Origin of the sequence: Pseudomonas sp. MWU13-2100, assembly GCF_023242365.1 — a bacterium.
Classification (GTDB): domain Bacteria; phylum Pseudomonadota; class Gammaproteobacteria; order Pseudomonadales; family Pseudomonadaceae; genus Aquipseudomonas.
This window is the reverse complement of sequence record NZ_JALLIX010000015.1, coordinates 73,464-96,731: the sequence shown is the minus strand read 5'-3', so window position 1 is coordinate 96,731 and position 23,268 is coordinate 73,464. Positions and strand designations below refer to the sequence as shown.

Annotated in this window: 22 protein-coding genes; 13 read left to right on the top strand and 9 right to left on the bottom strand. The window is 61.7% G+C overall.

Translation table 11 applies throughout. The features are described from left to right. Positions 1-60 precede the first annotated feature (60 nt). Positions 61-501 (top strand): DUF411 domain-containing protein, encoded by a 441-nt coding sequence (locus tag M5B99_RS13110; RefSeq protein ID WP_248804403.1) that lies wholly within the window; start codon positions 61-63, stop codon positions 499-501. A gap of 86 nt (positions 502-587) precedes the next feature. Here the strand turns inward: M5B99_RS13110 and M5B99_RS13105 are convergent, their stop codons facing one another. From M5B99_RS13105 to M5B99_RS13080, 6 genes are all read right to left on the bottom strand, one after another. Next, the gene (locus tag M5B99_RS13105; protein ID WP_248804401.1) at positions 588-1,730 is read right to left on the bottom strand and encodes a nickel/cobalt efflux protein RcnA; all 1,143 of its coding nucleotides are present in this window, start codon (positions 1,728-1,730) and stop codon (positions 588-590) included. Between the two features lie 8 nt (positions 1,731-1,738). Next, positions 1,739-2,032 carry a metal-sensing transcriptional repressor gene (locus M5B99_RS13100; RefSeq protein WP_248804399.1) on the bottom strand — a complete coding sequence of 98 codons (294 nt, stop codon included), beginning with the start codon at positions 2,030-2,032 and terminating at the stop codon, positions 1,739-1,741. A 142-nt stretch (positions 2,033-2,174) separates the two neighbouring features. Continuing rightward, positions 2,175-2,525: a BON domain-containing protein gene (locus M5B99_RS13095; protein WP_248804397.1), complete on the bottom strand. Its 351-nt coding sequence runs from the start codon at positions 2,523-2,525 to the stop codon at positions 2,175-2,177. A 147-nt stretch (positions 2,526-2,672) separates the two neighbouring features. Further along, the gene (locus tag M5B99_RS13090; RefSeq protein WP_248804396.1) at positions 2,673-2,990 is read right to left on the bottom strand and encodes a helix-turn-helix domain-containing protein; all 318 of its coding nucleotides are present in this window, start codon (positions 2,988-2,990) and stop codon (positions 2,673-2,675) included. Further along, positions 2,983-3,420, bottom strand: coding sequence for a ParB N-terminal domain-containing protein (locus M5B99_RS13085; RefSeq protein WP_248804395.1), 438 nt, complete (start codon positions 3,418-3,420; stop codon positions 2,983-2,985). Before M5B99_RS13085 ends, M5B99_RS13090 begins: the two co-directional genes overlap by 8 nt. A gap of 27 nt (positions 3,421-3,447) precedes the next feature. Then, positions 3,448-4,338 carry an HpcH/HpaI aldolase/citrate lyase family protein gene (locus tag M5B99_RS13080; protein ID WP_248804393.1) on the bottom strand — a complete coding sequence of 297 codons (891 nt, stop codon included), beginning with the start codon at positions 4,336-4,338 and terminating at the stop codon, positions 3,448-3,450. A gap of 613 nt (positions 4,339-4,951) precedes the next feature. Between M5B99_RS13080 and M5B99_RS13075 the strand changes: the two genes are divergently transcribed. From M5B99_RS13075 to M5B99_RS13025, 11 genes are all read left to right on the top strand, one after another. Continuing rightward, entirely contained in the window at positions 4,952-6,346 is a 1,395-nt protein-coding gene (locus M5B99_RS13075) for a Y4yA family PLP-dependent enzyme (protein WP_248804392.1), read from the top strand. A 14-nt stretch (positions 6,347-6,360) separates the two neighbouring features. Further along, positions 6,361-7,404 carry a PLP-dependent cysteine synthase family protein gene (locus M5B99_RS13070; RefSeq protein ID WP_248804391.1) on the top strand — a complete coding sequence of 348 codons (1,044 nt, stop codon included), beginning with the start codon at positions 6,361-6,363 and terminating at the stop codon, positions 7,402-7,404. A gap of 28 nt (positions 7,405-7,432) precedes the next feature. Then, the gene (locus M5B99_RS13065; protein ID WP_248804390.1) at positions 7,433-8,578 is read left to right on the top strand and encodes an NAD/NADP-dependent octopine/nopaline dehydrogenase family protein; all 1,146 of its coding nucleotides are present in this window, start codon (positions 7,433-7,435) and stop codon (positions 8,576-8,578) included. A gap of 48 nt (positions 8,579-8,626) precedes the next feature. Further along, entirely contained in the window at positions 8,627-10,477 is a 1,851-nt protein-coding gene (locus M5B99_RS13060; protein WP_248804389.1) for an IucA/IucC family protein, read from the top strand. 16 nt (positions 10,478-10,493) lie between these two features. After that, the gene (locus tag M5B99_RS13055; RefSeq protein ID WP_248804388.1) at positions 10,494-11,738 is read left to right on the top strand and encodes an MFS transporter; all 1,245 of its coding nucleotides are present in this window, start codon (positions 10,494-10,496) and stop codon (positions 11,736-11,738) included. A 153-nt stretch (positions 11,739-11,891) separates the two neighbouring features. After that, positions 11,892-12,407, top strand: coding sequence for a sigma-70 family RNA polymerase sigma factor (locus tag M5B99_RS13050; RefSeq protein ID WP_248804387.1), 516 nt, complete (start codon positions 11,892-11,894; stop codon positions 12,405-12,407). Continuing rightward, positions 12,408-13,385: a FecR domain-containing protein gene (locus tag M5B99_RS13045; RefSeq protein ID WP_248804386.1), complete on the top strand. Its 978-nt coding sequence runs from the start codon at positions 12,408-12,410 to the stop codon at positions 13,383-13,385. Positions 13,386-13,500: 115 nt separating this feature from the next. Then, the gene (locus tag M5B99_RS13040; RefSeq protein ID WP_248804385.1) at positions 13,501-15,933 is read left to right on the top strand and encodes a TonB-dependent receptor; all 2,433 of its coding nucleotides are present in this window, start codon (positions 13,501-13,503) and stop codon (positions 15,931-15,933) included. Positions 15,934-15,997: 64 nt separating this feature from the next. Next, positions 15,998-17,188, top strand: a complete 1,191-nt coding sequence (locus M5B99_RS13035; RefSeq protein WP_248804384.1) for an ABC transporter substrate-binding protein — start codon at positions 15,998-16,000, stop codon at positions 17,186-17,188. After that, positions 17,185-18,246 (top strand): FecCD family ABC transporter permease, encoded by a 1,062-nt coding sequence (locus tag M5B99_RS13030; RefSeq protein WP_248804383.1) that lies wholly within the window; start codon positions 17,185-17,187, stop codon positions 18,244-18,246. The genes M5B99_RS13035 and M5B99_RS13030 overlap by 4 nt, the downstream gene beginning before the upstream one ends. Beyond that, positions 18,240-18,995 (top strand): ABC transporter ATP-binding protein, encoded by a 756-nt coding sequence (locus tag M5B99_RS13025; RefSeq protein ID WP_248804382.1) that lies wholly within the window; start codon positions 18,240-18,242, stop codon positions 18,993-18,995. Before M5B99_RS13030 ends, M5B99_RS13025 begins: the two co-directional genes overlap by 7 nt. Before the next feature lie 111 nt (positions 18,996-19,106). Here M5B99_RS13025 and M5B99_RS13020 read toward each other — a convergent pair whose 3' ends face one another. The 3 genes from M5B99_RS13020 to M5B99_RS13010 form a co-directional block, all read right to left on the bottom strand. Then, positions 19,107-19,544 (bottom strand): RidA family protein, encoded by a 438-nt coding sequence (locus M5B99_RS13020; RefSeq protein ID WP_248804381.1) that lies wholly within the window; start codon positions 19,542-19,544, stop codon positions 19,107-19,109. Between the two features lie 55 nt (positions 19,545-19,599). Beyond that, positions 19,600-20,919, bottom strand: coding sequence for a flavin-containing monooxygenase (locus M5B99_RS13015; RefSeq protein ID WP_248804380.1), 1,320 nt, complete (start codon positions 20,917-20,919; stop codon positions 19,600-19,602). A gap of 140 nt (positions 20,920-21,059) precedes the next feature. Further along, a complete protein-coding gene (locus M5B99_RS13010; protein ID WP_248804379.1) occupies positions 21,060-21,665 on the bottom strand; it encodes a TetR/AcrR family transcriptional regulator in 606 nt (201 codons plus the stop codon). Between the two features lie 130 nt (positions 21,666-21,795). Between M5B99_RS13010 and M5B99_RS13005 the strand changes: the two genes are divergently transcribed. Continuing rightward, positions 21,796-23,178 carry an aspartate aminotransferase family protein gene (locus M5B99_RS13005; protein WP_248804378.1) on the top strand — a complete coding sequence of 461 codons (1,383 nt, stop codon included), beginning with the start codon at positions 21,796-21,798 and terminating at the stop codon, positions 23,176-23,178. Positions 23,179-23,268: the final 90 nt, after the last annotated feature.

Genomic DNA, 23,268 nt, shown 5'->3' with positions numbered 1-23,268 from the left:
AAGCCGCGGGCTGATGATCGCGGCTATCGGCAAGTGCTGTTTTTGAACGGGAGAACACCCATGAACACCAGATTGCGCATCGCGATGCTCACGACCTTGCTGATGACCGGAGTGGCACAGGCCGCTGAAGTCATCGACGTCTACCGCGACCCGAACTGCGGCTGCTGCAAGTCCTGGATCAAGCATCTTGAGAGCAATGGCTTCAGCGTTCGCGACCATGTCGAACCGAATATGAGCGAAGTCAAACAGCGACTTGGCGTTGCACCGCGCCTGGCTTCCTGCCACACCGCCGTGATCGACGGTAAATTCGTCGAAGGGCATGTGCCCGCCGCGCAGATCCGCGACTTGAAGAACCATCCCGACCTCGTCGGAATCGCGGTGCCTGGCATGCCCATGGGTTCGCCCGGAATGGATGGCGGCCCAACCCGGCAGCCGTATCAAGTGATAGGCCTGACTCAAGCAGGCGCCGATCAGGTAATCGCCGAGTATCCTGGCAATTGACCCATGGCTTCAGAGGGCTTGGGCAGTAACGTGGCGGCAGCGGCTGCCGCCACGAGCCGCGCAACCTGACGGCTGAGTCCAGACACTCAGGCGTTCAGGCCGATCCAGCCATGGATGCCCACATACAAGCCAACACCGATGATCAATACGCTGGACAGGTAAGGTGCCCGGCGCGCAACGCTGCCCAGCCAAGGCCAACGGTTGGAGGCTTGCCGGGCGCCAATCGCCGCGGCGACCCCCACCGTGACCAGGGTCAACGCCAGGCCGATGCTGAAGCTCAGGACCAGCATCCCACCCAGCGCAACTTCCTTGACCTGAAGACACAGCAACAAGACGGTGATGGCCGCCGGACAAGGGATCAAGCCGCCGGTCAGGCCGAACACGATGACCTGTCCGGTGGTGACCTCGCGGTTGGTGAAGCGCTTGCGGATATCATTGGCATGCGCCCGCTCATGGGCATCCTGATAGCCGTCAATCGACAGCTCCAGACCTTCCAGCTCGGAATGCACATGCCCGTGATCATGCTCCTGGTACTCCAGGTCATAGTCATGGGAATGCCCGGCATGCCCGAGACTCAGGCGCGCGCTGAATTCATGCGGCTCCGGGATATCGACCGTCGACTCCAGGAACCCTTCGCGCTCGACGAATGCAAAGGTCTGGGTGCTGCCGTCTGGACGGGTAGTCGTCAGGCGCACATCCGCAGCCGACCAGGCATGGCCACTCAGCGTCTTCATGCGCCAGTGCGGCGGCATGCCCTGTTCAAAAATCGACAGCTCGACGCGGCCGTGGCCGGTATCGATCCGCTGCGTTTCATCATGATGGTCATGAGCATGATCATGCTCGCCATGGTGGTGATCATCGCCTTGCTCGAACTTGAACATCTGCTCGCCACGCCAGGTGCGCCAGAGCATCCAGAGTGCAATCAGAATAATCAGCGCCGAGGACGCGAGCTGGAAGTAAGGCTCGGTGGTCTGGGCGTCCAGCCCCTTGCCCAGGTACATGCCGCCGATGGCCACCAACCACACCACCGCGGTGTGCGACAGCGTCGCGGCCAGGCCCAGCAATACGGCCTGTTTGACCGAGCCACGAATTGCCACGATAAACGCCGCCATCATGGTTTTCGAATGACCGGGTTCCAGGCCATGCAGGGCGCCGAGCAGGATAGCGCTCGGGAAGTACAGCCAGGCGTGTGAACCGCCCTGTTGCAAGAGTTCAGCGAAGTTGGGCATGTCAGAACCTAGAGATACTTGGTGATTTGTTTAAAGGCTTCCAGCGGTGCACGCTCGCCCTTGTTCAACGCCGAGACGGTGTCCTCCAGGCAGTGATCGATGTGATCCTGGATTAGCGTGCGCTTGGCCTGGCACACCGCTTTTTCCACGGCATGCAGTTGCTGGGCGATGTCGACGCACTCACGCCCCTCTTCAATCATGCTGATGATGCCGCGCAAATGGCCGTCGGCACGCTTCAGACGCTTGATGATCGCTTCATGGCTCTGGTGGGCGTGGGGATGGCCATGTTCGTGCTCACTCATGATTTGAGTCCCGGGTCTCGGTGAATGACGCGCGCATACTATCCCCCCCTATAGGATAGATCAAGCGTATGGCGAGCATGGCCGACCGGGAAACCGCCAGGCAGGGCCGCGTAGCCGACCCTGCCGCTGATGTATCAGGCGGTTATTGATCATCCTCGCGCCGTGGCAATGGTGGCCGGTACTCGTTGGCCTCCTCGGCATCGGGCGCTTGCATGGAGCTGGCGGGCATGAACACATGGGTCAACAGCTCGCGGGCATCGATATCGAGCACGCCAGGCACCGCGCGGACCCGCTCAATAACCTGCTCGCACTGGCGATGGGTCAGCACCCGACCACTCAACGCCACCGTACCGGCATGGGTTTTCACATGGATATGCAGGCTTTGCGCGGAGTCCGCCATGGCCAGGGCGGACTTGACCCGGGCGGTGGTCCATGTGTCGTGCACCGCCATACCCAGATCGTGGGAGTAATGCTGCAAGGAATGGTTTTTCATGGCAGAACCCTCTGTCGAATCTTCAGACGTACTGTTCATACCTGGGGCGCGGCTGTGGAGTACGCGCCACCGCCACACAGACGCTGATTAATTATAGTGCGCTCTCCCCAAAAGCGATGGCAGGCGCCCGGCGGCACCCAATCCCCCCTACTCGGAACGCGACTGAGCCCGGACCCGCCGAAAGGCATGGGGCGATTCCCCCGTCCAGCGCTTGAACGCATGGATAAGGCTGGCGGACTCGGAATACCCCAATGTCTCGGCAATCTGCTCGATCTGCAGGCGCGAGCCGGTCAACAAGCGTTCGGCCATGGCCTCGCGGACCTCGTCGCACAGGCCAAGATAAGTCGCGCCCTCCTCCCGCAAGCGCCGCCGCAAGGTCCGCACCGACATGCACAGGGTTGTGGCCAACGCCCCATGGCCGGCTGCGCGGCCAGCCGATTCAAGCGCAGGACGGCCTTCAGCCATACAGGTTATCCAAGGGAATAGCGACCACCGGCAGCGCCGGATCGAAGGCATGCCGAGTGGTCTTGTAGGGAAACATCTCCCCGCGCGCCAGGGTCGTGAAAATCCGCTCCACCTCGAATGCCTGCCCTGTCTGCCAGTGCCTCACGCACACCCGAGGATCGGCGTAATCGAGCTCAATGCAGGGCACCCGTTTCAAGCCCAGTTGCAACGCCGCATTGAGTCGGTGATTGCCATCCATCACGATCCCCCGGGAACGCTCGACAATGATCGGCTCAAGCCAGTGGCCCGTGTGCAGGATCGACTCACGAAGCCTTTGCACATTGCCCGGGTCGACCTGCTCTGACTGCCGCACGTCATGCAAAGACCGCAACACGACGCGATACCCCTGCTGCGCACCCGGTGCGACGAAACAAAGCGGCTGGTTTTCCATGGTGCGTCTCCTGATTTGACGAACGATTCAGCAGGCATCGACTTTGGTGGCGAGCCCATACCGGCTGGCCACGTCACGCAGCCGCTGTGCCTGTTCGATCAGGGGCAGGTCGACCATCTCTCCATCCACTTGCACCGCATGACTGCCGCCGGCCACGGCGCTCAGCACTCGATCGGCCCAGGCCAGTTGCCGGGCATCAGGCAAGAAAGCCCGCTGCACGGCGTGCAACTGTGCAGGGTGAATGCACAGCTTCGCGCCAAAGCCCAAGGCCCGGGCGTAATACGACGCCTGCGCCACCGTGCTCATGTCACGCAGCGCAGGGGTCACGCCATCGATCGGCGCCGGCAGATCAGCCGTACGCGAAGCCAGCACGATTCGATTGCGGGCAAACAGAAAGGCTTCCGGCACCTGGCTGCAATCGATGTCCAGGGAAAAATCCAGCGAACCGAACGCCAGGCGCGCAATGCCCCGGATCCCGGCAATGGCCTCGACCTGTTGCAGGCCTTTGGCGGTCTCGATAATCGCGACAATCTGCAGCTCGGGATTCCACCCCAACAAACGCTCGACCACCCGGAACAAGCTCTCGGGGCATTCAGCCTTGGGCAGGAAAATGCCCGTGCAGCGCTGCGGATAGCGCATATCGCCAAGCCAGGTCATGTCGTGCTTGAAAAAGGGGCTGTCGACACCGTTCAAACGAATGTAACGCTGGCACCGTGTGGACGGAGTCTGCTCCTGCCAGACCCAGATTGCCGCTCGGGCGGCGGGTTTGTAGTCGGGATGAACAGCGTCTTCAAGGTCCAGGATGATCGCGTCGGGCCCGGCATCGACCGCCTTGGCAAAACGCTCGGGACGATTGCCCGGGACGAACAGGTAGCTGATGGGAAGCGTGGCGGTGGCGCTGAGACGATCAGTTGTCATTGAATCTCTCCTTGGCATTGCATCAGTCGTAAATCTCCGAGTTTTTCAGGCACCTTGAGCCTTCGCCTGGGGTGCCGGATAACGAATACTTTCAACAAGGCTGAACGCCTTATCCCTCAAGCTGCCCAAGTTTTTTTGCAGTCTTGTTCACAGCTAATACGTAGGTGAATGCACTGGCGCTTTGCACCTTCGTGGCGTGGGGTCATTCAAAATATTTGAAGATCCTACTTGATAATCGTTCGCATTAGCAATATCTTTCACGGCAACACGTAGGTTTCTTCCTACAGCCTAAGAAAGCGATCCTGTTTATGAGAAGGGTGATGCAGTAATGCCATTTAGCTGTCAGCTGCTGAAACTTTAGAAATACCGAGGCGTGCCATTAATTAATGGCTAAACGCTATACCCGCATAAACCACACGGAATGAGGTTGTCATGCAATTGTTTTGTAAATCAATGATTGCCCTCCACGCTATTCCCGTGCCAGCCAGCGCTGTTTGGCACCCACCGCCGCCGATTTGAACTCTCGCGCCTGACGAGAGGCCGCATTACATCTGTCGACAGCCTTGAGCTGTCGAAATATGAATGGTGACGTTTTCGATGCCAGAGGTTAACTATGCCCAATGCCATTGCGCCCGCATTTAAAAGGCCTGTTGAAGTTCATGACCCAGCCCTTCTGAAGCCACTGCTTGATTCGATTATTTCCCATTTCATTCACCATTTTCCAAACACACTTTTGGATTGGGTGACACAACACGGCTCGCCCTTGAATCTGGTATGGCCCCACGCCTTCCAAGTCAATGCAATGGCCTTGCAAGCGGTGTTGAAGCAGTTCGGCGTGCGCCATGCGATCTTTTACGGAGCAAAGGCCAACAAGTCCCAAAGCCTGCTCGGCGCGGCCGCCTCGGCCGGTATCGGAATTGATGTTTCAAGCATCCACGAGCTGGACGCGGCGCTGCGTGCCGGTACGCCGCCGGAGCGCCTGTGCGCCACGGGCCCCGCCAAGACGACCGCCTTTCATCGGGCCCTGGTGCGTGAGGGATCGCTGGTTTGCGTCGACTCAGCGGAGGAACTCGAGCACCTGAAGGCTGTGGTCGAATCCCTGCCGGCCCCCGTCAAAGCCAGGGTTTTACTGCGTTACAGGCCACAAGGCTGCCCGTCGAGCCGCTTTGGCATGGGGGCCAACGAGCTATTGCTCAGCCTGCGACGCCTGACCGATCTCAGGGAAATATTCCACTTCGAAGGCTTCCACTTTCATCTTGGCGGGTATGACTTCGAAACCCGGGCCCAAGCCTTTCGCGAGCTCAGCGGCTTCGTCGACACGGCGCGAGAAATGTCGCTGGCTCCAGAGATGATCGATATCGGTGGCGGCTTGCCGATGCGCTATATCGAACCCCAGAGCTACGCCAGCTTCCTGCAGAACGCCAACCAACCCAGCCATTATCACAACCAGAAAGTACCCCGTTCTTATTATCCTTACGGCAGTTATCTGACAGCTTGCCAGTGGCTGGAAATGTTTCTCGAAGCGCCACATTCGCCAGGCCAGTCCATCGCCAATTATTTGAAAAGACAGAATATTACGTTGGCACTGGAGCCGGGGCGAAGCCTGGTCGACCAAGCGGCAATTTCAGTGTTTCGAGTGACACGCACCAAACAACTGGAGAGGGATAAAATTGTCATATTTGTCGAAGGCAGTAGTTTCAGTGCCTGCGAAACCTGGTTCTCATCGGAGTATCTGGTCGATCCAATACTAATCAGTACCCAGGCATCAGGACACGCCCCCATGCAAGCTTATATTGCGGGTCACAGCTGCCTGGATGACGACATTATCACTCATCGCCTGATCCCTTTCAGTACCACGCCGCAACCGGGTGATTTATTGATTTATGCCAATACCGCCGGCTACCAGATGGATCTGCTGGAAAACGAATTTCATCGTCATCCCCTGCCACGGCGGCTGACGGTGACGTGTTGCACGGAAGGTCACTACGCATTCTCACCTGACTACTAAAGGGAATACTTCACATGATACTGAGTAAAGTTTCTGATCTTATTGGCAATACACCCATGGTGGCGATTACCGTTCCAGATACGAACGCCAGACTGCTGCTCAAGATTGAGAAGAACAACCCCGGCGGCAGTATCAAAGATCGAATGGCCCGCAATATGGTACTGGCCGCCCTCAAGTCCGGGCGACTGAAGCCCGGTGGCGTGGTTGTCGAATCCTCGTCCGGCAATACCGGCATCGGCCTGGCCATGACAGCCGTCGAATTTGGTCTGCATTTCATTGCCGTGGTCGATCACCATGCGGCCCAGGACAAGATCGCCGTGATGAAGGCGCTGGGCGCTGAGGTCCGCTATGTCGAGGGCACCTATCGGGAGGATGAGGTCGCAGTCGTCGAGCGCCAACGCCTGGCGGCCGAACTGGCCGAGCAGATTCCCGGTGCCGTGTTCATGAATCAATCGGACAACGCCGCCAACGCCGGTGGCTACAGCGATTTCGTACGGGAAACCATTGCCCAGGCTGACGGCAAGGTCGGGGCCTACGTCGGCTGCGTCGGCACCGGCGGATCGATGACCGGTATCGCGCGCGGGCTGAAATCGCACAACTGCAACACCGTGACAGTGGGCGTCGAACCCGCCGGTTCGATCGTCTTCGGCCACCCCGGTTATCCCTATTACCAATCCGGCACCGGCACCCCGGCCGGCGACACCGTGGGCCTGGTGCTCGACTACAGCTGTATCGACCTGGGTGTCCAGGTCACTGATTCCCAGGCCTTCGAAACCGCACGTTACGTCGCCAGGAACTTCGCCCTGCTGGTCGGCGGGTCAACCGGCGGCGCGATTTTCAAGGCACTGGAGCTGATCCACAAAGGTGTGCTCAGCGGCAACGTGGTGGTGCCGATTGCCGATGGCGGTGAAAAGTACCTGCACACCGTATTCAACGAAAAATGGCTGGCGGAACGCGACTTGCTCGACCCCGGCGTCGCCACCCAGCTGGATAGCTGGCTGGGTAAGACCCAATGGCAGGAATCCTTCTCCGCGCCGCTGCAACTGAGCGTTGCATGACCCACCTCCGACACAGGAACGTCTCTCCATGAAACCGCTGAAAGTCGCCCTCTGTGGCGGGGGCAGGACCGGGCATCTGAACGCCATTTTGTTCAAGCAACGGCCCGATGTTCAGGTCTCGATGCTCACCCACAACCCGGTAGTTATCGATCAACACGCTCGCGGTACGCCGATGCAAGCGCAGCTGCCGGACGGTTCGACGCTGAGTGCCCGGCTGGATCGGCTGACCAGCGATGCCAGGCTCGCCGTCGAGGATGCCGATATCGTCATCATCACGGTGCCGGCCCATGCCCGGGCGCAACCCCTGCAAACCATCGCGCCGCACCTGAGTACCTGCAAGCCGGTGTACATCGGCGCCATTCCAGGCTTCTGCGGTTTCGACTGGCTGGCGGAGTCCGTGCTGGCTGATCGGCCAAACCTGGTGATCTGGGGGATGAAGGATGTCCCCCACACCGCGTTCGAGTTGAAACCAGGACGCTCGATCAAAATGGGCGGCGGCAAGAGCCAGCTCTACGTCGCCAGCCACGCCCGGGAGTCCGGCGCTTCGCGCCAGCACCTGCTGCAACTGCTGACACGACTGTATGGCCCCTGTGTGACGCTGCTGGACAACTACCTGGAAATCACCCTGACCCCGGGCAATCCGATCATGCACAGCTCGGTGATCTATGGATTGATCGGCCCCTACGGCCAATGGCACCGAAAAATCTTTCCCAAGCCCCTGTGCTGGTGGACCGAATGCTCCGAGTTGGGGGCGTACTTCCTCGAACGCATGGACCAGGAAAGCCAGGGCCTGTGTGCAGTGATCAGTCAGCGGCTGGGGCTCGACCTGTCTTCGGTGAAATCCTTGAAGGAGGAAATCGTCGAGGCCTATGGCGAGCAGATCCGCGACCGGAGCAGCATGCTGTCGATCCTGCGCACCAACCAGGCTTACAACGACATCCTCGCGCCCATGGTGCCGGCGGACAACCGTGCCGGTTACGTGATCGAACGGGAAAGCCGCGCCTTCAACGAGGATGTTGCCTACGGGCTGGTGCTACTGGTGGAAATGGCCAGGCGCTTTGACCTGAAAGTGCCTTACATCGAGGAGGTGCTCAACTGGAGCGTTTCCTACATGCAAGGGCTACGGGATTCGGCGCTGGACTACTTCCCCCGCCACTGGCCACGCAGCGCATGAGTCGGCAATACCCTCTTCTTTTTACTTCTCGACGAGCAGATAGCTGATATGGATGATCTCAAGACACTCATCGCCTACTCCCGCAAAAACGCTATGCGACGGCTGATTCGTTGCCTGTTTGCGGAGAATATTCTCGACCGTTCGGCCCTGAGCTTTTCGGCCGAAGGCAAGCAGGCCACGTTCCCCCTGAAGGACACGCGCGCGCAGCTGTTTTTCTCCGATATCGCACTGGCACCGGCCGATACCCTGGTCAACGACGGTGACGTGGTGTTGCAGACCGAAGAAGGCGTTCGCCAGCCCATCCACAGTCATCAGGACCTGCTGGATGTGCTGCGCGACAGCTTCGATTTCGAACCCTCGGATGAAGGTGTCGCCGGGCTCAAGTCGGACATGGAAAACAGCCTGAGCAACGATGCCCATGCGCGGCAGTATCGTCAGCAGTGGAACGCGCGACTGGCCGAAGCCATCGACAGCCACGGGCTCGACAGCTTCACCGACTACCTGCGCCAGCACACCGGCACCAAGGACGCGGCCATCCTGCTGGACCAGTGGGGATCCCTGGAAGGCCACCCGTATTATCCGACCTGGAAATCCCGGCCGGGACTGAGCGATACCGAAGTCGCGCAATTGTCCCCCGAGTTCAACGCCCAGGTGCCGCTGCGCATTGCCTCGTTGCGCGCCGACATGGCCAAAATCGAAAGCATGCCCCACGTCACCAGCTATCACACCTGGTTCGCCAGCAACTTCCCGGCGCAATGGGAACAATGGAAGACCTCGCTGCGGGCCAAGGGCCTGGATGAAACCCAGTGGTTGCCGCTGCCCATCCATGCCTGGCATCTGCAAGCCTACGTGCTCAAGACCTTTGCCGAAGAAATCGCAGCCGGCATCCTGATCACCGACGGCCCCGATATCCTGACGCTGCCGACCATGTCCTATCGGACGATGCTGCCGGTGCTGGACGAAACGGCACCGCTGATCAAGTTGCCCATCGCGCTCTGGATGACCAGCGAGCTTCGCAGCCTGCAAGCCAAATCGATTCACATGGGGCCGCGCATCAGCACGGTGATCAGCCGGATCCTGGCCGCCGAAAACGGTTTCGATCAGCGCCTGGAAATCTTCCCGGAAGAAATCGGTGTCCGTTACAAAAACGCAATCACCCAGGACGATGCGCCCGGGCGGCACCTGTCGGTGGTCTATCGCGCCAGTCGACAAGCCTTCGAGCGGAGCGACAACGGCCTGCCGATCACCGTGGCGGCGCTGTTCACCCGGCTGCCCGGCAGCGGCCGGCCCTTGTTCACCGACCTGATCGAGCGTGACGGTGCGCGGGCCACGGCCAGCCGTGTGGAAACCTGGTTCCGCCAATACGCCAGGGTAGTCACCCAACCGGTGGTGGCAATCTACCTGCTATACGGTATCGGGCTCGAAGCCCATCAACAGAACACCATGGTGCTGTTCTCCCCGGACGGCAAAGCCAGTAGTCTGCTGATCCGCGATTTCGGCGACGGCAGGACCTACGCCCCACTGCTGGAGGAACGCGGTTACCACCTGCAAGCCCATGTCCAGGCGGGCATCCTGCCAACGGTATTCGTCGACGATATCGAGCCGGTACGCATGTTTGTGCTGGATGCGGCGTTCCTGAGCCATCTGCATGAAATGGCCTTGTGGCTGACCCGGGAGTACGCCTTGAACAACACACGGATGTGGCAGGTGCTGCGTGAAGAAACCGAGCGGGCCTTCGCCGCCGTGCGCGAACGGGTTTCGCCGCAGCTATGGGAAGTCGAGCGCAAAGCGTTCATCGAGGATCCCTGGCCCACGCGATCGTTGCTGCGCATGCACTTGATGCAGTACTCCAACTATCGATTGCAGCACACCTTGACCAACCCGCTCAACGCCGTTTAACCACCGAGGCTGACTCATGTCCCATGCAGGTGTGATCCAGGGTTCGCCCGTCAGGATCCTGATCTATCTTCTGTTCGCCATCCAGCTGATCTCCATGGGGGCGATGGAAATGAGCGGGCCGTTCTGGCCTGTCCATCTGCGCGGGCTGACCACATCGGAATCGGTGTTCAGCTTCGCCAGCATCGCCGTCTATGTCGGGCCGATGCTGGGCATTATTCTCACCAGCGCATTCTGGGGCCGTATCGGCGACCGCTACGGCCACAAGTGGATGATGATCCGGGCCTTGGCCGGGTTGTCCTTGACCCAGCTTGGGCTGGCCTTGTTCAGTGATATTGGGGTGATCCTGGTGCTACGGTTCCTGCAAGGGGCCTTCGCCGGCTACATTGCTCCGGCCCAGGCCTACGGTGTCAGCATCGAAGCCCCTTCGCGGCGAGCACGGCTGTTTGCCATCCTGCAGATCTCGACCAACGTCGGCTCGTTGCTCGGTGCGGTGGTCGGCGGCTTGATTCTCGATTACGCCACCTTCTTCTGGATCAATCTGGTTGCCTCGGCACTCTGCGCCGCCTGCACCGTCGTGGCGGCCATGACCCTGCCGAATGTGCCGCCGGTGAAAAAAACCGTGGCGGCGGAAATCAGCACGGCCCAGCCGCGCCCGGCCAGCCTCTGGCAAGGTACGCCGCTGCTATCGCTGCTGGGGGTCATGGGCATCCTGCTGCTGGCGCGGATGCTGCCGCAGACCTCGTTTTCGCTGTATGTCAGCTCGGTGTTCGAGGTCAGTAATTCGGTGGTCGGCCTGTGCTACGGTCTGCTGGCCCTGGGTTTCATCCTCTCGGCAACACGCTGGGCGCGGTATTTCGAACACCGTACCCGGCAAGAGACCCTGCACCGCATCACCTTCGTGGTGATCGGCTGTATCAGCCTGACCGCCATCGCCGGCGTCACGCGAAACCCCGTGGTGTTTGTCGTCGCCTACTTCATCTGGGGCGTGCTGCTGGGCGCCACGACACCGGTGCTCATGGCGCTGGTCTCGAAAACCGCCGACAGCTCGCAGCAGGGCTATGTGCTGGGGATCGCGCAAAGTACCGCCCAGTTTGCCTCCATCGCCGGCATCTGCATCGGTGGTTTGCTCAGCCAGGTCTATGGCTTGCAGCATACCTACCTGTTCGTCTGCCTGGCCTACGTGGTGGCCCTGGTGCCCATTGTCGTCCTGCGTTATCGGCCAGTGGTCATACCGCCAGCCCAGCCCAGCCATGGCGACTGAGCAAGGAGCAGTCTTTTTGGACATTGCACAGCTGCGTGGTGCTGGCGCCACCGCGCATGCGCCAGGGGTGAGCGGAACAACTGCCCCTTGCGTCGCGGGTACGGGGCAAAGTAGCATCGTGAATACTTCTCAATCGCAAAAAACAATTCTGCCATGAGCGATACCCTTTCCGCGCCGCCCCATCATCATCTGCGCACGATTGAAGCCTTGTACAGCGGGCATCATGGCTGGTTGTACGCCACGCTGCGCAAGAAGCTGGGTAACGCCATGGACGCGGCCGACCTGGCGCAGGACACCTTCGCCCGCATACTCGCCTCCAAAGTGGCGGTAATCGAGCAGCCCAGGGCCTATCTCAGTTGCGTGGCCAAGGGCATTCTCGTCAACTGGTATCAGCGCCAGGCGCTTGAGCGCGCCTACCTCGACGCACTGGCTCTGCTGCCGGCGCCCGAAGTGCCCGCGCCCGAGTTGCGCTTGATCGTGCTGGAAACCCTGCACGAAATCGACGCCATGCTTGATGCCCTGCCGCCCCTGGTCAGACGCTGCTTCCTGCTGTCGCAGATCGGCGGCCTGAAATACGAGGACATTGCCGGGCAGCTCGGCGTCGCGCTGATCACCGTCAAGCGCTACATGAAGCAAGCCTTCGTCCAATGCCTGATGCTGGCGAGCTGAATGTCGGCCCGCCACGGTGAAGCACCGATCGATCCCCGGGCCCTGGAAGAGGCCGCCGAGTGGCTGATGCGCCTGAGCGAAAGCGATTTCAGCGCCCGCCAACGCGCCGACCTGGAGCGCTGGAGCAGCAGCAGCCCCGAGCGCCATCGCGCCTGGGCCCGCGCGCAGATCCTGCAAGGCAAGCTCGGCACACTGCCACGCTCCCTGGCGATGTCGGCACTGGATCGCCCAAACAATCCCTCCCGGCGCAGCGCGTTGGCCAAACTGGCAACGATCCTGGCGGTCTTGCCGGTCGGCTGGGGCAGTTGGAAACTGCTGGAAACGCAACAATGGACGGCCGACTACCAGAGCGCCGTTGGCCAGCGCCGCGAATTGCTTCTTGAGGATGGCTCGCGGATCACCCTGAACACCGACACCGCCATCGATGTGCTGTTTGACGCCAACCAGCGCCTGATCAGACTGCGTGAAGGCGAGATCCTGGTGCAAACCGCGCCGGACGTATTGGCGCAGCCTCGACCGTTCCTGGTCAGCACTCGCCAGGGGCGGATACAGGCACTGGGTACGCGCTTTACCGTTCGTGAAGAGCAACCCCAAACGCACCTCGCGGTATTGGAAGGCGCTGTCAGGGTCGAGCTGCCCACTGACAGCGGTGTCGCCCCACTGATCGTCAATGCCGGACAACGCACCGACTTTTCATCGCGGGCCTTCGGCCAGCGGGTCCCGGTGGACAGCGCCGCCAGCGCCTGGACCCAGGGTCTGCTGATGGCCGACAAGATGCGCCTGGCCGACTTCGTGGCCGAACTGGCGCGCTATCGAAAAGGCTTCGTGCGCTGCGATCCGGCGATTGCCGACCTGCGCATCTCCGGCGCCTTCCCCATCAGCGACAGCCGACGCACCCTCGGCATGCTGGTGCAAACCTACCCGATCGTCGCCACCGGGCATTTAAGCGGTTATTGGATAACCCTCTCCCCCGCTTGAAATCCATTGCCCCCCCCCGGATTAAAAAATATTGCACCGTGGGTGATACTTTTTCTGATCTCGGCTGGCTAGGGAAGGAAGCACTTCTCAATCTTGCCGAAAGGGTCACCATTCCATGCTCGTCGCACGATCTCCGCGTTCGGATCGCTTATTGAAACTGGCTGTGCGCAGCGCGCTCCTCAGCCTGGCCCTGAGCAGTCTCGCCCCCCCCATCGCCCTGGCGGCCACACCCGCACAGTTGGATACGGTTGCGGTCCGCGCCTTCAACATTGCCCCCGGACCATTGGGAGCCAGCTTGTCGCGGTTTGCTGTCGAAGCCGGAATTGCCCTGTCGTTTCAACCGGACCTGACCGAGGGGCTGACCAGCCCCGGGCTTTCGGGGTCCTATTCGACCCAGGAAGCCAGCAGCCGACTGCTGGCCGGCAGCGGCCTGGAGATGCTTGCGCGCGGCAACGGCAGCTACACCCTGGCGCCACGAGCAGTCGATAGCGCGGGCGGCCTGACCCTTTCGCAAACCACCATCACCGGCACCCGGGGGCGCCCGGACGGCTTGCCGCCGGTGTACGTCGGCGGCCAGGTGGCCCGTGGTGGACGGCTCGGCCTGATGGGCAACAAGGATCTGATGGACGCGCCCTTCAGCGTCAGCAACTACACCTCGACCCTGATCAAGGATCAACAGGCCACCACCGTGGCCGACGTGCTGGAGCGCGACTCCTCGGTACGTTCCACCGGCCAGACCGGTGGCGTGGTCGACTCGTTTTTCATCCGAGGCTTCCCGGTGGGTGAAGGCAACCTGGGGGAGCTGGCTTTCGACGGCGTGTATGGCGTGGCCCCCAACTACCGGGTGTTCACCGAGTACGCCGAGCGTATCGAAGTGATCAAGGGCCCAGGAGCCCTGCTGTATGGCATGTCGCCCAACAGTGGGGTCGGCGGGGTGATCAACGTGGTCCCGAAACGTTCCCTCGATGAGGACCTGACCCGCTTCACCGCCAGCTACGGCCTGAACACCCAGGTCGGCGGGCATGTCGATATCAGCCGCCGCTTTGGCGAAGAACGCCAGTTCGGTATCCGTATCAACGGCAGTACCCAGCAAGGCGACACCGCCATCGACAGCCAGTCGCGGGACGTGAACATCGGCGCCATCGCCCTCGATTACCAGGGCGAGCGCCTGCGCACGACCCTGGACCTGATCAGCCAGAAAGAAGAGTTCGACGCCCCCTCGCGGCCCTTCCTGATCGCCTCCGGCGTGAAGCTGCCCTCCGCCGCCGACGGGCGTATCAATGTCACCCAGGACTGGGGCTGGGCGCAAACCCGCGACAAGGCCGCGTTGCTCGGCGCCGAATATGACCTGAACGACGCCCTCACGCTGTTCGCCCATGCCGGCGGCGGGAAATCGGATGTGGCCCGCCTTTCCGATCAGACCCCGACCATCCTCAATGCCGCCGGGGACACCTCTTCAATCCCCGGCTATTACAAATTCGAGGTCGAACGCTACACCGTGGATGCCGGCGCCCGCCTGCGCTTCGACACCGGCCCGATCAGCCACAGCACTACGTTCCAGGTGACCCACTATCAGGACGAGCTGTCGCGGGGGATCATCTCCGGTCCGGCGGTGCTGTCGAACATCTACCATCCCATTGACCGCCCGAAACCCGATATTGCGACCCCGCAAGCACTGAAAGTATCCGAGACCGAACTGTCCGGCGCGGCGCTGGCCGATACCCTGTCGATGATGGATGAACGCCTGCAGGTCACGTTCGGCCTGAGAAAGCAAAACATCAAGTCTGATAACTACAGTACCACCGGCATCGTCACCACCTCTTACGACGAAAGCAAAACCACGCCGTTGTTCGGTGTGGTGGTCAAGCCCTGGGAGCACGTGTCGCTCTACTACAACTACATCGAAGGCTTGAGCAAGGGCGACATCGCCCCGGCCACGGCCTCGAACTCCGGCGAAATCTTCGCCCCCTACATCTCTCGCCAACAGGAAGTCGGGGTCAAGGTCGACTACGGCTCCTTTACCTCCACCCTGAGCCTGTTCCAGATCAAGAAGCCCAGCGGCGAACTGGCCTCCGGTGTGTTCTCGGTAGGGGCTGAACAACGCAACCGTGGCGTGGAGCTGAATGTCTTCGGCGAAGTCGCCGAGGGCACCCGCCTGCTGGGTGGCGTGACCTTCCTCGACGCGGAACTGACCAAGACCAGCACCGTCGCCAATCGCGGCAATACCCCCGTGGGGGTCCCTGAAGTGCAGGCCAATCTCTGGGCCGAATGGGATACCCCCTGGGTTGAAGGACTGACCCTGACCAGCGGCGCTATCTACACCGGCAGCCAGTACGTGGACCAGGCCAACACGCAGAAACTCGATCCGTGGACCCGCTTCGATGTCGGCGCACGCTACAGCACCCGGATCGCCGAGCGGCCGACCACCTTCCGGGCCACCGTGCAGAACCTGTTCGATCGTGAGTACTGGTCCGGCGTCGCGTCCTATGGGGCCTTCTCCCAAGGCTCGCCACGCACCCTGCAACTGTCGGCCAGCGTCGACTTCTGAAACGTTCAGTTTTGGGCAGCGGCCTGGACCGTTGCCTGAGCTGGCCTCTGCAAAGGCTCTCACCATGGCATCTGTACAACGACGCAGCCCCGCTCTGACCGCCCGGCTACTGGCAGGCTTGCTGGGCATGGCACTGTTTTGCTCCCTGACGCCGCGCAACGCCGTGGCAGCCGAGCGGGACCCCGCGGCCGTCACGGTGACCGACCTGCTGGGACGCCAGGTCAAGGTGCATATTCCGGTCCGGCGGGTGATTCTCGGCGAAGGCCGTCAGCTGTACCTGGTGGCGGCGCTGGACACCCACAACCCACTGGAACGGATTGTCAGTTGGCGCAAGGACCTGATCCAGTCCGATCCCGACACCTACGGCGCCTACCTGCGCCAATTCCCCGCCATCGCCGATATCCCGACCTTCGGGGGCTTCGAGAGCGGCACCTTCGACATCGAACAGGCGATCGCCCTGCAACCGGATGTGATCTTCCTCAATATCGAAGCCCAGCACGCCACCGAGGACGCCCGCTACATCGAGAAGCTCAACGCCGTGGGCATTCCGGTGGTGTATGTCGACTTTCGCAACAACCCGATGGAAAACACCGAACCGACCATGCGCCTGTTCGGCAAGTTGTTTGGCAAGGAAGAACGGGCCGAAGCCTTTATCGACTTTCGCAAGCAGCAGATCCGCCGCGTCACCGATGTGATCGAGGCGCATCGGCCCGCGCGACCGAATGTATTCATCGAACGCATTGGCGGTTACACCGAGGATTGCTGCCTGAGTTTCGGCAACGAGAATTTCGGGCGTTTCGTCGAAATGGCCGGCGGCAACAACATCGCCAGGAGCATCATCCCCGGCACGTTCGGGCAATTGAACCCCGAGCAGGTCATTGTCGCCAACCCGGACCAGGTGGTGGTCACCAGCGCCAACTGGGAAGCCTTTGCCCCCGGCGGGCACTGGGTCGGCGTGGGCCCTGGAGCGGACCTGTCAGAGGCCCGGCGGAAACTGACCTGGTACACCCAACGCCCGGCCTATGTCGGAATCAAGGCGCAGGAGAACCGGGCTTTCCATGCCATCTGGCATCAGTTCTACAACAGCCCCTATCAGTTCGTCGCCATCCAGCAGTTGGCCAAGTGGTTCCATCCGACGCTGTTTGCCGATCTCGATCCCGATGCTTCGTTTCGCGAACTGCATGAACGGTTCCTGCCAGTCCCTTACGAACCCGGCTACTTCGTCAGCCTGAAACCGCAGGAGAGCCAGCCATGAGCGCCCTGGGTGAAGCGCAAATCGTACAGAGCGATACCTACCGCCAACGGGTGCGGCGCAAACGGCTGATCCTCGCCGGGCTCGCCACGCTGCTGCTGTTCAGCGTACTGCTTGACCTGGCGCTGGGGCCGGCGCGCTACAGCCTGGGCGAAGTGCTCGGCGCACTGCTTTCACCCGATACCGCGCCCGTACAAGTGCGGGTGGTGATGTGGGAAATCCGCTTGCCGGTGGCCTTGATGGCCGTGGCAGTCGGGGCGGCGTTGTCATTGGCCGGGGCGCAGATGCAGACGATCCTCAACAACCCGCTGGCCAGCCCCTTCACCCTGGGCATTTCCGCGGCCGCCAGCTTTGGCGCGGCCATGGGCCTGGCATTCGGTGTCGCGCTGTTCCCGGTTGCGGCGCAATACATGGTGCCGTTCAACGCGTTCATCATGGCCATGCTCTGCGCGCTGCTGATCCACCTGTTGAGCCTGCGGCGCGGTGTGACCGCCGAAACCATCGTATTGCTGGGGATCGCCCTGGTCTTCACCTTCAACGCACTGCTGGCGCTGGTGCAGTTCTTCGCCACCGAGCAAGCGGTCGCCGCCGTGGTGTTCTGGACCATGGGCAGCCTGACCAAGGCGACCTGGCCAAAACTCGGCGTGGTCTGCCTGGTGATCCTGATCACCCTGCCGGTCTTCGCCAAACGCGCCTGGGCCATGACCGCCTTGCGCCTGGGGGATGACAAGGCCGCCAGCTTCGGCATCAACGTCAAGCGCCTGCGCTTTCAGACCCTGATCATGGTCAGCCTGTTGGCCTCGTTCCCGGTGGCCTTTGTCGGCACCATCGGCTTTATCGGGCTGGTCGGGCCACACATTGCCCGCATGCTGATCGGCGAGGATCAACGGTTCTTTCTACCGGCCTCGCTCATCACCGGCGCGCTGATCCTGTCCGCCAGCTCGGTGGTCAGCAAAACCCTGATCCCCGGAGCGATATTCCCCATCGGCGTGGTCACTTCGTTGATTGGCGTGCCGTTCTTCATCTCGCTGATCCTCAACGGGAAGAAAAACCCATGGTGAAGATTCAACTGGAGAACCTGGGTGCCCGTTACGGCCAGCAGGAGATCATTTGCGGCGTGACCAGCTCGACGTTTCTGGGTGGGCAGGTGGTCGCCGTAGTCGGCCCCAATGCCGCCGGCAAGTCCACGCTGTTCAAGCGCATGGCCGGGCTGATCGACGGCCCGGGACGGGTCAATCTGCAGGACTCGAAAAAAGGCCTGCAAGGCATCTGCTACATGCCCCAGGGCCTGAATGCCAGCGCCCGCCTGACAGTCTATGAATCGGTGCTGCTGGCCCGTAAACAGCTCACGCCCGGCTGGAGCGTGCATGACGATGAACTCAAGCGGGTTGATCAGATCCTCGCTGCGCTGGGCATCAGCGAGTTGTCCTTTCGCAACCTCGGCGAACTCAGCGGTGGTCAGCAGCAGCTGGTGTCGATTGCGCAAACCCTGGTGCGCGAACCGGAAATCCTGTTGATGGACGAACCCACCAGCGCACTGGACATGCACCGCCAGGTGCAAGTGTTGAACTTCATGCGCTCGTTGGCCAGACAACAAAAAATCATCGTGTTCATCGCCCTCCACGACCTGAACCAGGCCCTGCGTTTTGCCGACCAGGTCCTGGTCATCGCCAATGGCCGCGCCCAAGGCAGCGGCCCCAGCGATGAAGTGATCAACGTGCAGATGCTGCGTGAGGTCTACAAGGTCAGGGCACGGATCGAAAAATGCAGCCAGGCCAGGCGCCATATCCTGATCGACGATATCGTTTGAACAGGTAGCCTGGGGGCCACGAGCAAACGCCGGCCGCTGCTCGACCGCGTGATCGGCTATGGTGTGGCGGTCCACGAAAGCCAACTGTCCGGCCTGACCGGCGGATAAGGCTCAGGCCTGGGGCGCCGGCCAGTTGTCGGGGATCACTGCAATCACATCGATCTCCATCAACCATTGCGGCTGGCCAAGCCCCGAGATCACCAGGCCGGTGGAGATCGGGAACACGCCCTTGAGCCATTTGCCGACCACCTGGTAGACCGGCTCGCGGTAACGCGGGTCGATGATGTAGGTGGTGGTCTTGACGATATGGGACAGGTCCGAGCCGGCCTCTTCGAGCAGTTGCTTGACGTTCTTCATCGCCTGCTCGGCCTGGGCCCCGGGGTCGCCCAGCCCCACCAGGTTGCCATCGAAATCGGTGCCGATCTGGCCACGCACGTAGACCGTATTGCCGGCGCGGACCGCCTGGCACAGATCATTGTCCAGCGCCTGGTTCGGGTAGGTGTCCTTGGTGTTGAACATGCGGATACGCGTATGGGTGGGCTTGGACATTGACAACTCCTCAAAAGAAATACGGCGCCGCACAGCCGGGTGCGGCTCTCGGACATCAAGCGCTGACGACGGAGCGGATCGCTGCCGGACTGGCGCCGGTCGCCTGCGCCTCGCGCTGCGCGGCATCGCGATAGGTGAGGTACTGGCGCTGGATGGCAATCTGGTCGGCGATGTACTTGGCATCGTGCCAAACCCCCCAGATAAACGAGGAGCCCCGGCGTGACTGCCATGGCAAGCCCAGGAAGTAGATACCCGGCTCGCTGGAAACACCGCGCTGATGGCGTGGCTTGCCCTTGTCGTCGAAGGCGTCGACCTTCATCCAGCTGTAGTCAGTGGCAAAGCCGGTGGCCCAGATGATCGTGGTGATGCCCGCTTCGGCCAGGTTGAGCTGAAGAATCGGCCGGGTCACGCACTCGGGATCGGGGAAGGTCCGGCGGGCCTCCGGGTCCGCCGGCAAGTCCAGGCCGTTGCGCTCGACGTAGGCATCAGCGGCATTGAGCAGCGCGAGATAATTCTCGTCACCCCGGTCCAGGTTGTCCGCCAGATCGGCCTGGAAACTGACCACGCCGTTATTGAACGACTGGGTCAGGCCCACCAGTTTCAGGCCGCGTTGGGCCAGTTCGCGGAAGTCCACCGTGCGCCCACCGTCGGCACCGCTGACGGCAATGGTCACGTGCTCCCGGCCCGGCTTCATGGCCACTGCGTCCCATTCGCCGAGCACCCCCAGCCACCAGCAGAAATCACGTTTGCGATAGGCCCGCGGAGGCCGATCGTGCTGGCCCACCGAGAGGTACACGGTGCGGCCGCTGCGCTGCAGCTCATCGGCGATCTGCGTCCCCGAAGAACCGGCCCCCACCACCAGCACGGCGCCGGCGGGCAATTGCTGGGGGTTGCGGTACTGCGCGGAGTGAATCTGGTTGATACCGGGGGCCTGCGGCGCGATCGCCGGAATGACCGGGTGCTGGAACGGCCCGGTGGCGACCACCACGCGACGGGTCTGGATCACGCCCTCGGACGTTTCCACGGTGAAGCCCGGCCGACCGCTGTTGCGCTCGACCTTCCTGACCTCCACGCCGGTGCGGATCGGCGCATTGAACTTGCGCGCATAGGCCTCGAAATAATCCGCCACACGCTCCTTGGGCGCGAAGGCATCCGGGCTGAGGTCATCGAACTCCAGGCCGGGAAAGCGATCGTGCCAGGCCGGCCCATTGGCCACCAGCGAATCCCAGCGGCCGCTGCGCCAGGCCTCGGCGATGCGGTTGCGCTCGAGCACCAGGTGCGGCACGCCCAGTTTGCTCAAATGCTCGCTCATGGCCACGCCTGCCTGACCGGCGCCCACAACAAGCGTATCGATTTCAATGATTCCAGCTGTCATGCCTGTGTCCTTCTCGAAGGCGGGTGTGCAGGCATTCTGTGCAGATACAGGGAATAGCGAAATTATGATTTTTGTCGTCGCAAGACAGGAAAAAACTAGGCCCCGGGGAAACCTCAGGCCGACGCTGGAGCGTTGATGTCCTACTCGACCAGCATGCCGTGACACAGCAGCCCGAGGACGCTGCGCATGTGCCGGGCGTGCGCTTCACGGTCGGGGCTCGGCTCGGTGGCCAGGCGGATAAAGGCGACATTCGCGTACTGGTTGAACAGCGTCGCGGCCACTTCGATGTCCACGCTCGGGCGCACTTTGCCCAGGCGCTGAAAGTGCAGGAGCAAGGCCTTGGTTTCTTCAATGACCGCACTGTTCCAGGGCTGCAAGGCCTGGGACAGCTCGCCGGTGAACAGCGATGGCGCCAGCTCGCGCCACAGGGAAGCCGGCATGGCCTGCAACTGATAATGGGTCATCAGCCCTTCCAGCTCGCACAGGGCCTCCAGCGGGTCGCTGTTGTCGTCCAGATGGGCGCGCGCCTCGCGCATCGCCTGCTCGTCGGGAGCCTTGAGCAAGGCCACCAGAATCTCCTGCTTGCCGCCGAAATAGTTCACCACGGTGGGCGCCGAGACCCCGGCCTGGTTGGCGATCTGTTCCAGGCTGGTGGCCGCGAAACCGTTGGCCTTGAACAACCCCAGCGCGGCCTCGGCGATCACCTGCCGACGCTGTTCCTTTTGCCGCTCCCTGAGTCCGCTCATGTGGGTCCTGATCTGATTGGGCGATAGGTCCCAGCCTACGGAAATATATTTCCATCAACAAATATTTTCTTTACAAAAATATTTTTCAATGCCAAATATTATTCAATCACCCCACCCCTGGAGATAAGCCATGTCCGCCGAACTCGACCCCCATCGCAGCACCCACGACTACCAGGCCGCCGACGCCGCCCACCACATCCATGCGTTCGTCGACCAGAAAGCGCTCAATGCCGAGGGTCCGCGGGTGATGGTCGGCGGCGATCGCCTGACGCTGTGGGACAACGATGGCAAGCGCTATCTGGACGGCATGTCGGGCCTGTGGTGCACCCACCTCGGTTATGGCCGCAAGGACCTGGCGGCCGCCGCCGGCGCGCAGCTGGAACAGTTGCCCTATTACAATATGTTCTTCCACACCACCCACCCGGCGGTGATCGAACTCTCCGAACTGCTGTTCAGCCTGCTGCCGGGGCACTACAGCCACGCCATCTACACCAACTCCGGCTCCGAGGCCAATGAGGTGCTGATCCGCACGGTGCGCCGCTTCTGGCAGGTGATGGGCAAGCCGGAGAAGAAAATCATGATCGGCCGCTGGAACGGCTACCACGGCTCGACCCTGGCCGCGACGGCCCTGGGCGGCATGAAATTCATGCATGAAATGGGCGGCACCATCCCGGATGTAGCGCACATCGACGAGCCCTACTGGTTCGCCCACGACGGCGACCTGAGCCCGGAGGAATTCGGCCTGCGCGCGGCCCGCCAACTGGAAGAGAAAATCCTCGAACTGGGCGCCGACAAGGTCGCCGCCTTCGTCGCCGAGCCGTTCCAGGGCGCCGGCGGCATGATCATTCCGCCCGCCAGCTATTGGCCGGAAATCCAGCGCATCTGCCGTCAGTACGACGTGCTGCTGTGCGCCGACGAAGTCATCGGCGGCTTTGGCCGCACCGGTGAATGGTTCGCCCACCAGACGTTCGGCTTCGAGCCCGATACGCTGTCGATTGCCAAGGGCCTGACCTCGGGCTACATCCCCATGGGCGGTTTGATCCTGTCGCGGCGCATGGCCGAAGCCCTGGTGGAAAAAGGCGGTGTGTTCGCCCACGGGCTGACCTACTCCGGCCACCCGGTGGCGGCGGCGGTGGCGATTGCCAACCTCAAGGCCCTGCGCGACGAAGGTGTGGTGCGGCAGGTGAAAACCGATACCGGGCCTTATCTGCAGAACTGCCTGCGGGAAGTCTTCGGCCAGCATCCGCTAGTGGGTGAAATCCAGGGTGTCGGCCTGGTCGCCGCGCTGCAGTTCGCCGAGGACAAGGCCAGCCGCAAGCGCTTTGCCAACGAAAACGAGATCGCCTGGCGCTGCCGCACCATCGGCTTTGAAGAAGGCCTGATCATCCGCTCGACCCTAGGCCGGATGATCATGGCGCCGGCCCTGATCGCCACACGCGCCGAGCTCGATGAGCTGGTGGACAAGACCCGCATCGCGGTCGATCGCACGGCCCGCGAGTACGGCCGCCTGTAAGGTCCGACGCTCCATTGAGAAGTTTTTACTTAACCAAGCGCGATAAAAAACCTCGTTTCGCCCGCTGCCAGCGATGGACAGAATGCAGTC

What these genes read in the sequence shown, in the direction of transcription:
- M5B99_RS13110 (WP_248804403.1), top strand. Translation starts at nt 61, where the DNA reads ATGAACACCAGATTGCGCATCGCGATGCTCACGACCTTGCTGATGACC.
- M5B99_RS13105 (WP_248804401.1), bottom strand. Translation starts at nt 1,730, where the DNA reads ATGCCCAACTTCGCTGAACTCTTGCAACAGGGCGGTTCACACGCCTGG.
- M5B99_RS13065 (WP_248804390.1), top strand. Translation starts at nt 7,433, where the DNA reads ATGAAACCGCTGAAAGTCGCCCTCTGTGGCGGGGGCAGGACCGGGCAT.
- M5B99_RS13020 (WP_248804381.1), bottom strand. Translation starts at nt 19,544, where the DNA reads ATGTCCAAGCCCACCCATACGCGTATCCGCATGTTCAACACCAAGGAC.
- M5B99_RS13055 (WP_248804388.1), top strand. Translation starts at nt 10,494, where the DNA reads ATGTCCCATGCAGGTGTGATCCAGGGTTCGCCCGTCAGGATCCTGATC.
- M5B99_RS13005 (WP_248804378.1), top strand. Translation starts at nt 21,796, where the DNA reads ATGTCCGCCGAACTCGACCCCCATCGCAGCACCCACGACTACCAGGCC.
- M5B99_RS13025 (WP_248804382.1), top strand. Translation starts at nt 18,240, where the DNA reads ATGGTGAAGATTCAACTGGAGAACCTGGGTGCCCGTTACGGCCAGCAG.
- M5B99_RS13085 (WP_248804395.1), bottom strand. Translation starts at nt 3,420, where the DNA reads ATGGAAAACCAGCCGCTTTGTTTCGTCGCACCGGGTGCGCAGCAGGGG.
- M5B99_RS13030 (WP_248804383.1), top strand. Translation starts at nt 17,185, where the DNA reads ATGAGCGCCCTGGGTGAAGCGCAAATCGTACAGAGCGATACCTACCGC.
- M5B99_RS13040 (WP_248804385.1), top strand. Translation starts at nt 13,501, where the DNA reads ATGCTCGTCGCACGATCTCCGCGTTCGGATCGCTTATTGAAACTGGCT.
- M5B99_RS13095 (WP_248804397.1), bottom strand. Translation starts at nt 2,525, where the DNA reads ATGAAAAACCATTCCTTGCAGCATTACTCCCACGATCTGGGTATGGCG.
- M5B99_RS13070 (WP_248804391.1), top strand. Translation starts at nt 6,361, where the DNA reads ATGATACTGAGTAAAGTTTCTGATCTTATTGGCAATACACCCATGGTG.
- M5B99_RS13050 (WP_248804387.1), top strand. Translation starts at nt 11,892, where the DNA reads ATGAGCGATACCCTTTCCGCGCCGCCCCATCATCATCTGCGCACGATT.
- M5B99_RS13080 (WP_248804393.1), bottom strand. Translation starts at nt 4,338, where the DNA reads ATGACAACTGATCGTCTCAGCGCCACCGCCACGCTTCCCATCAGCTAC.
- M5B99_RS13100 (WP_248804399.1), bottom strand. Translation starts at nt 2,032, where the DNA reads ATGAGTGAGCACGAACATGGCCATCCCCACGCCCACCAGAGCCATGAA.
- M5B99_RS13060 (WP_248804389.1), top strand. Translation starts at nt 8,627, where the DNA reads ATGGATGATCTCAAGACACTCATCGCCTACTCCCGCAAAAACGCTATG.
- M5B99_RS13010 (WP_248804379.1), bottom strand. Translation starts at nt 21,665, where the DNA reads ATGAGCGGACTCAGGGAGCGGCAAAAGGAACAGCGTCGGCAGGTGATC.
- M5B99_RS13045 (WP_248804386.1), top strand. Translation starts at nt 12,408, where the DNA reads ATGTCGGCCCGCCACGGTGAAGCACCGATCGATCCCCGGGCCCTGGAA.
- M5B99_RS13075 (WP_248804392.1), top strand. Translation starts at nt 4,952, where the DNA reads ATGCCCAATGCCATTGCGCCCGCATTTAAAAGGCCTGTTGAAGTTCAT.
- M5B99_RS13090 (WP_248804396.1), bottom strand. Translation starts at nt 2,990, where the DNA reads ATGGCTGAAGGCCGTCCTGCGCTTGAATCGGCTGGCCGCGCAGCCGGC.
- M5B99_RS13035 (WP_248804384.1), top strand. Translation starts at nt 15,998, where the DNA reads ATGGCATCTGTACAACGACGCAGCCCCGCTCTGACCGCCCGGCTACTG.
- M5B99_RS13015 (WP_248804380.1), bottom strand. Translation starts at nt 20,919, where the DNA reads ATGACAGCTGGAATCATTGAAATCGATACGCTTGTTGTGGGCGCCGGT.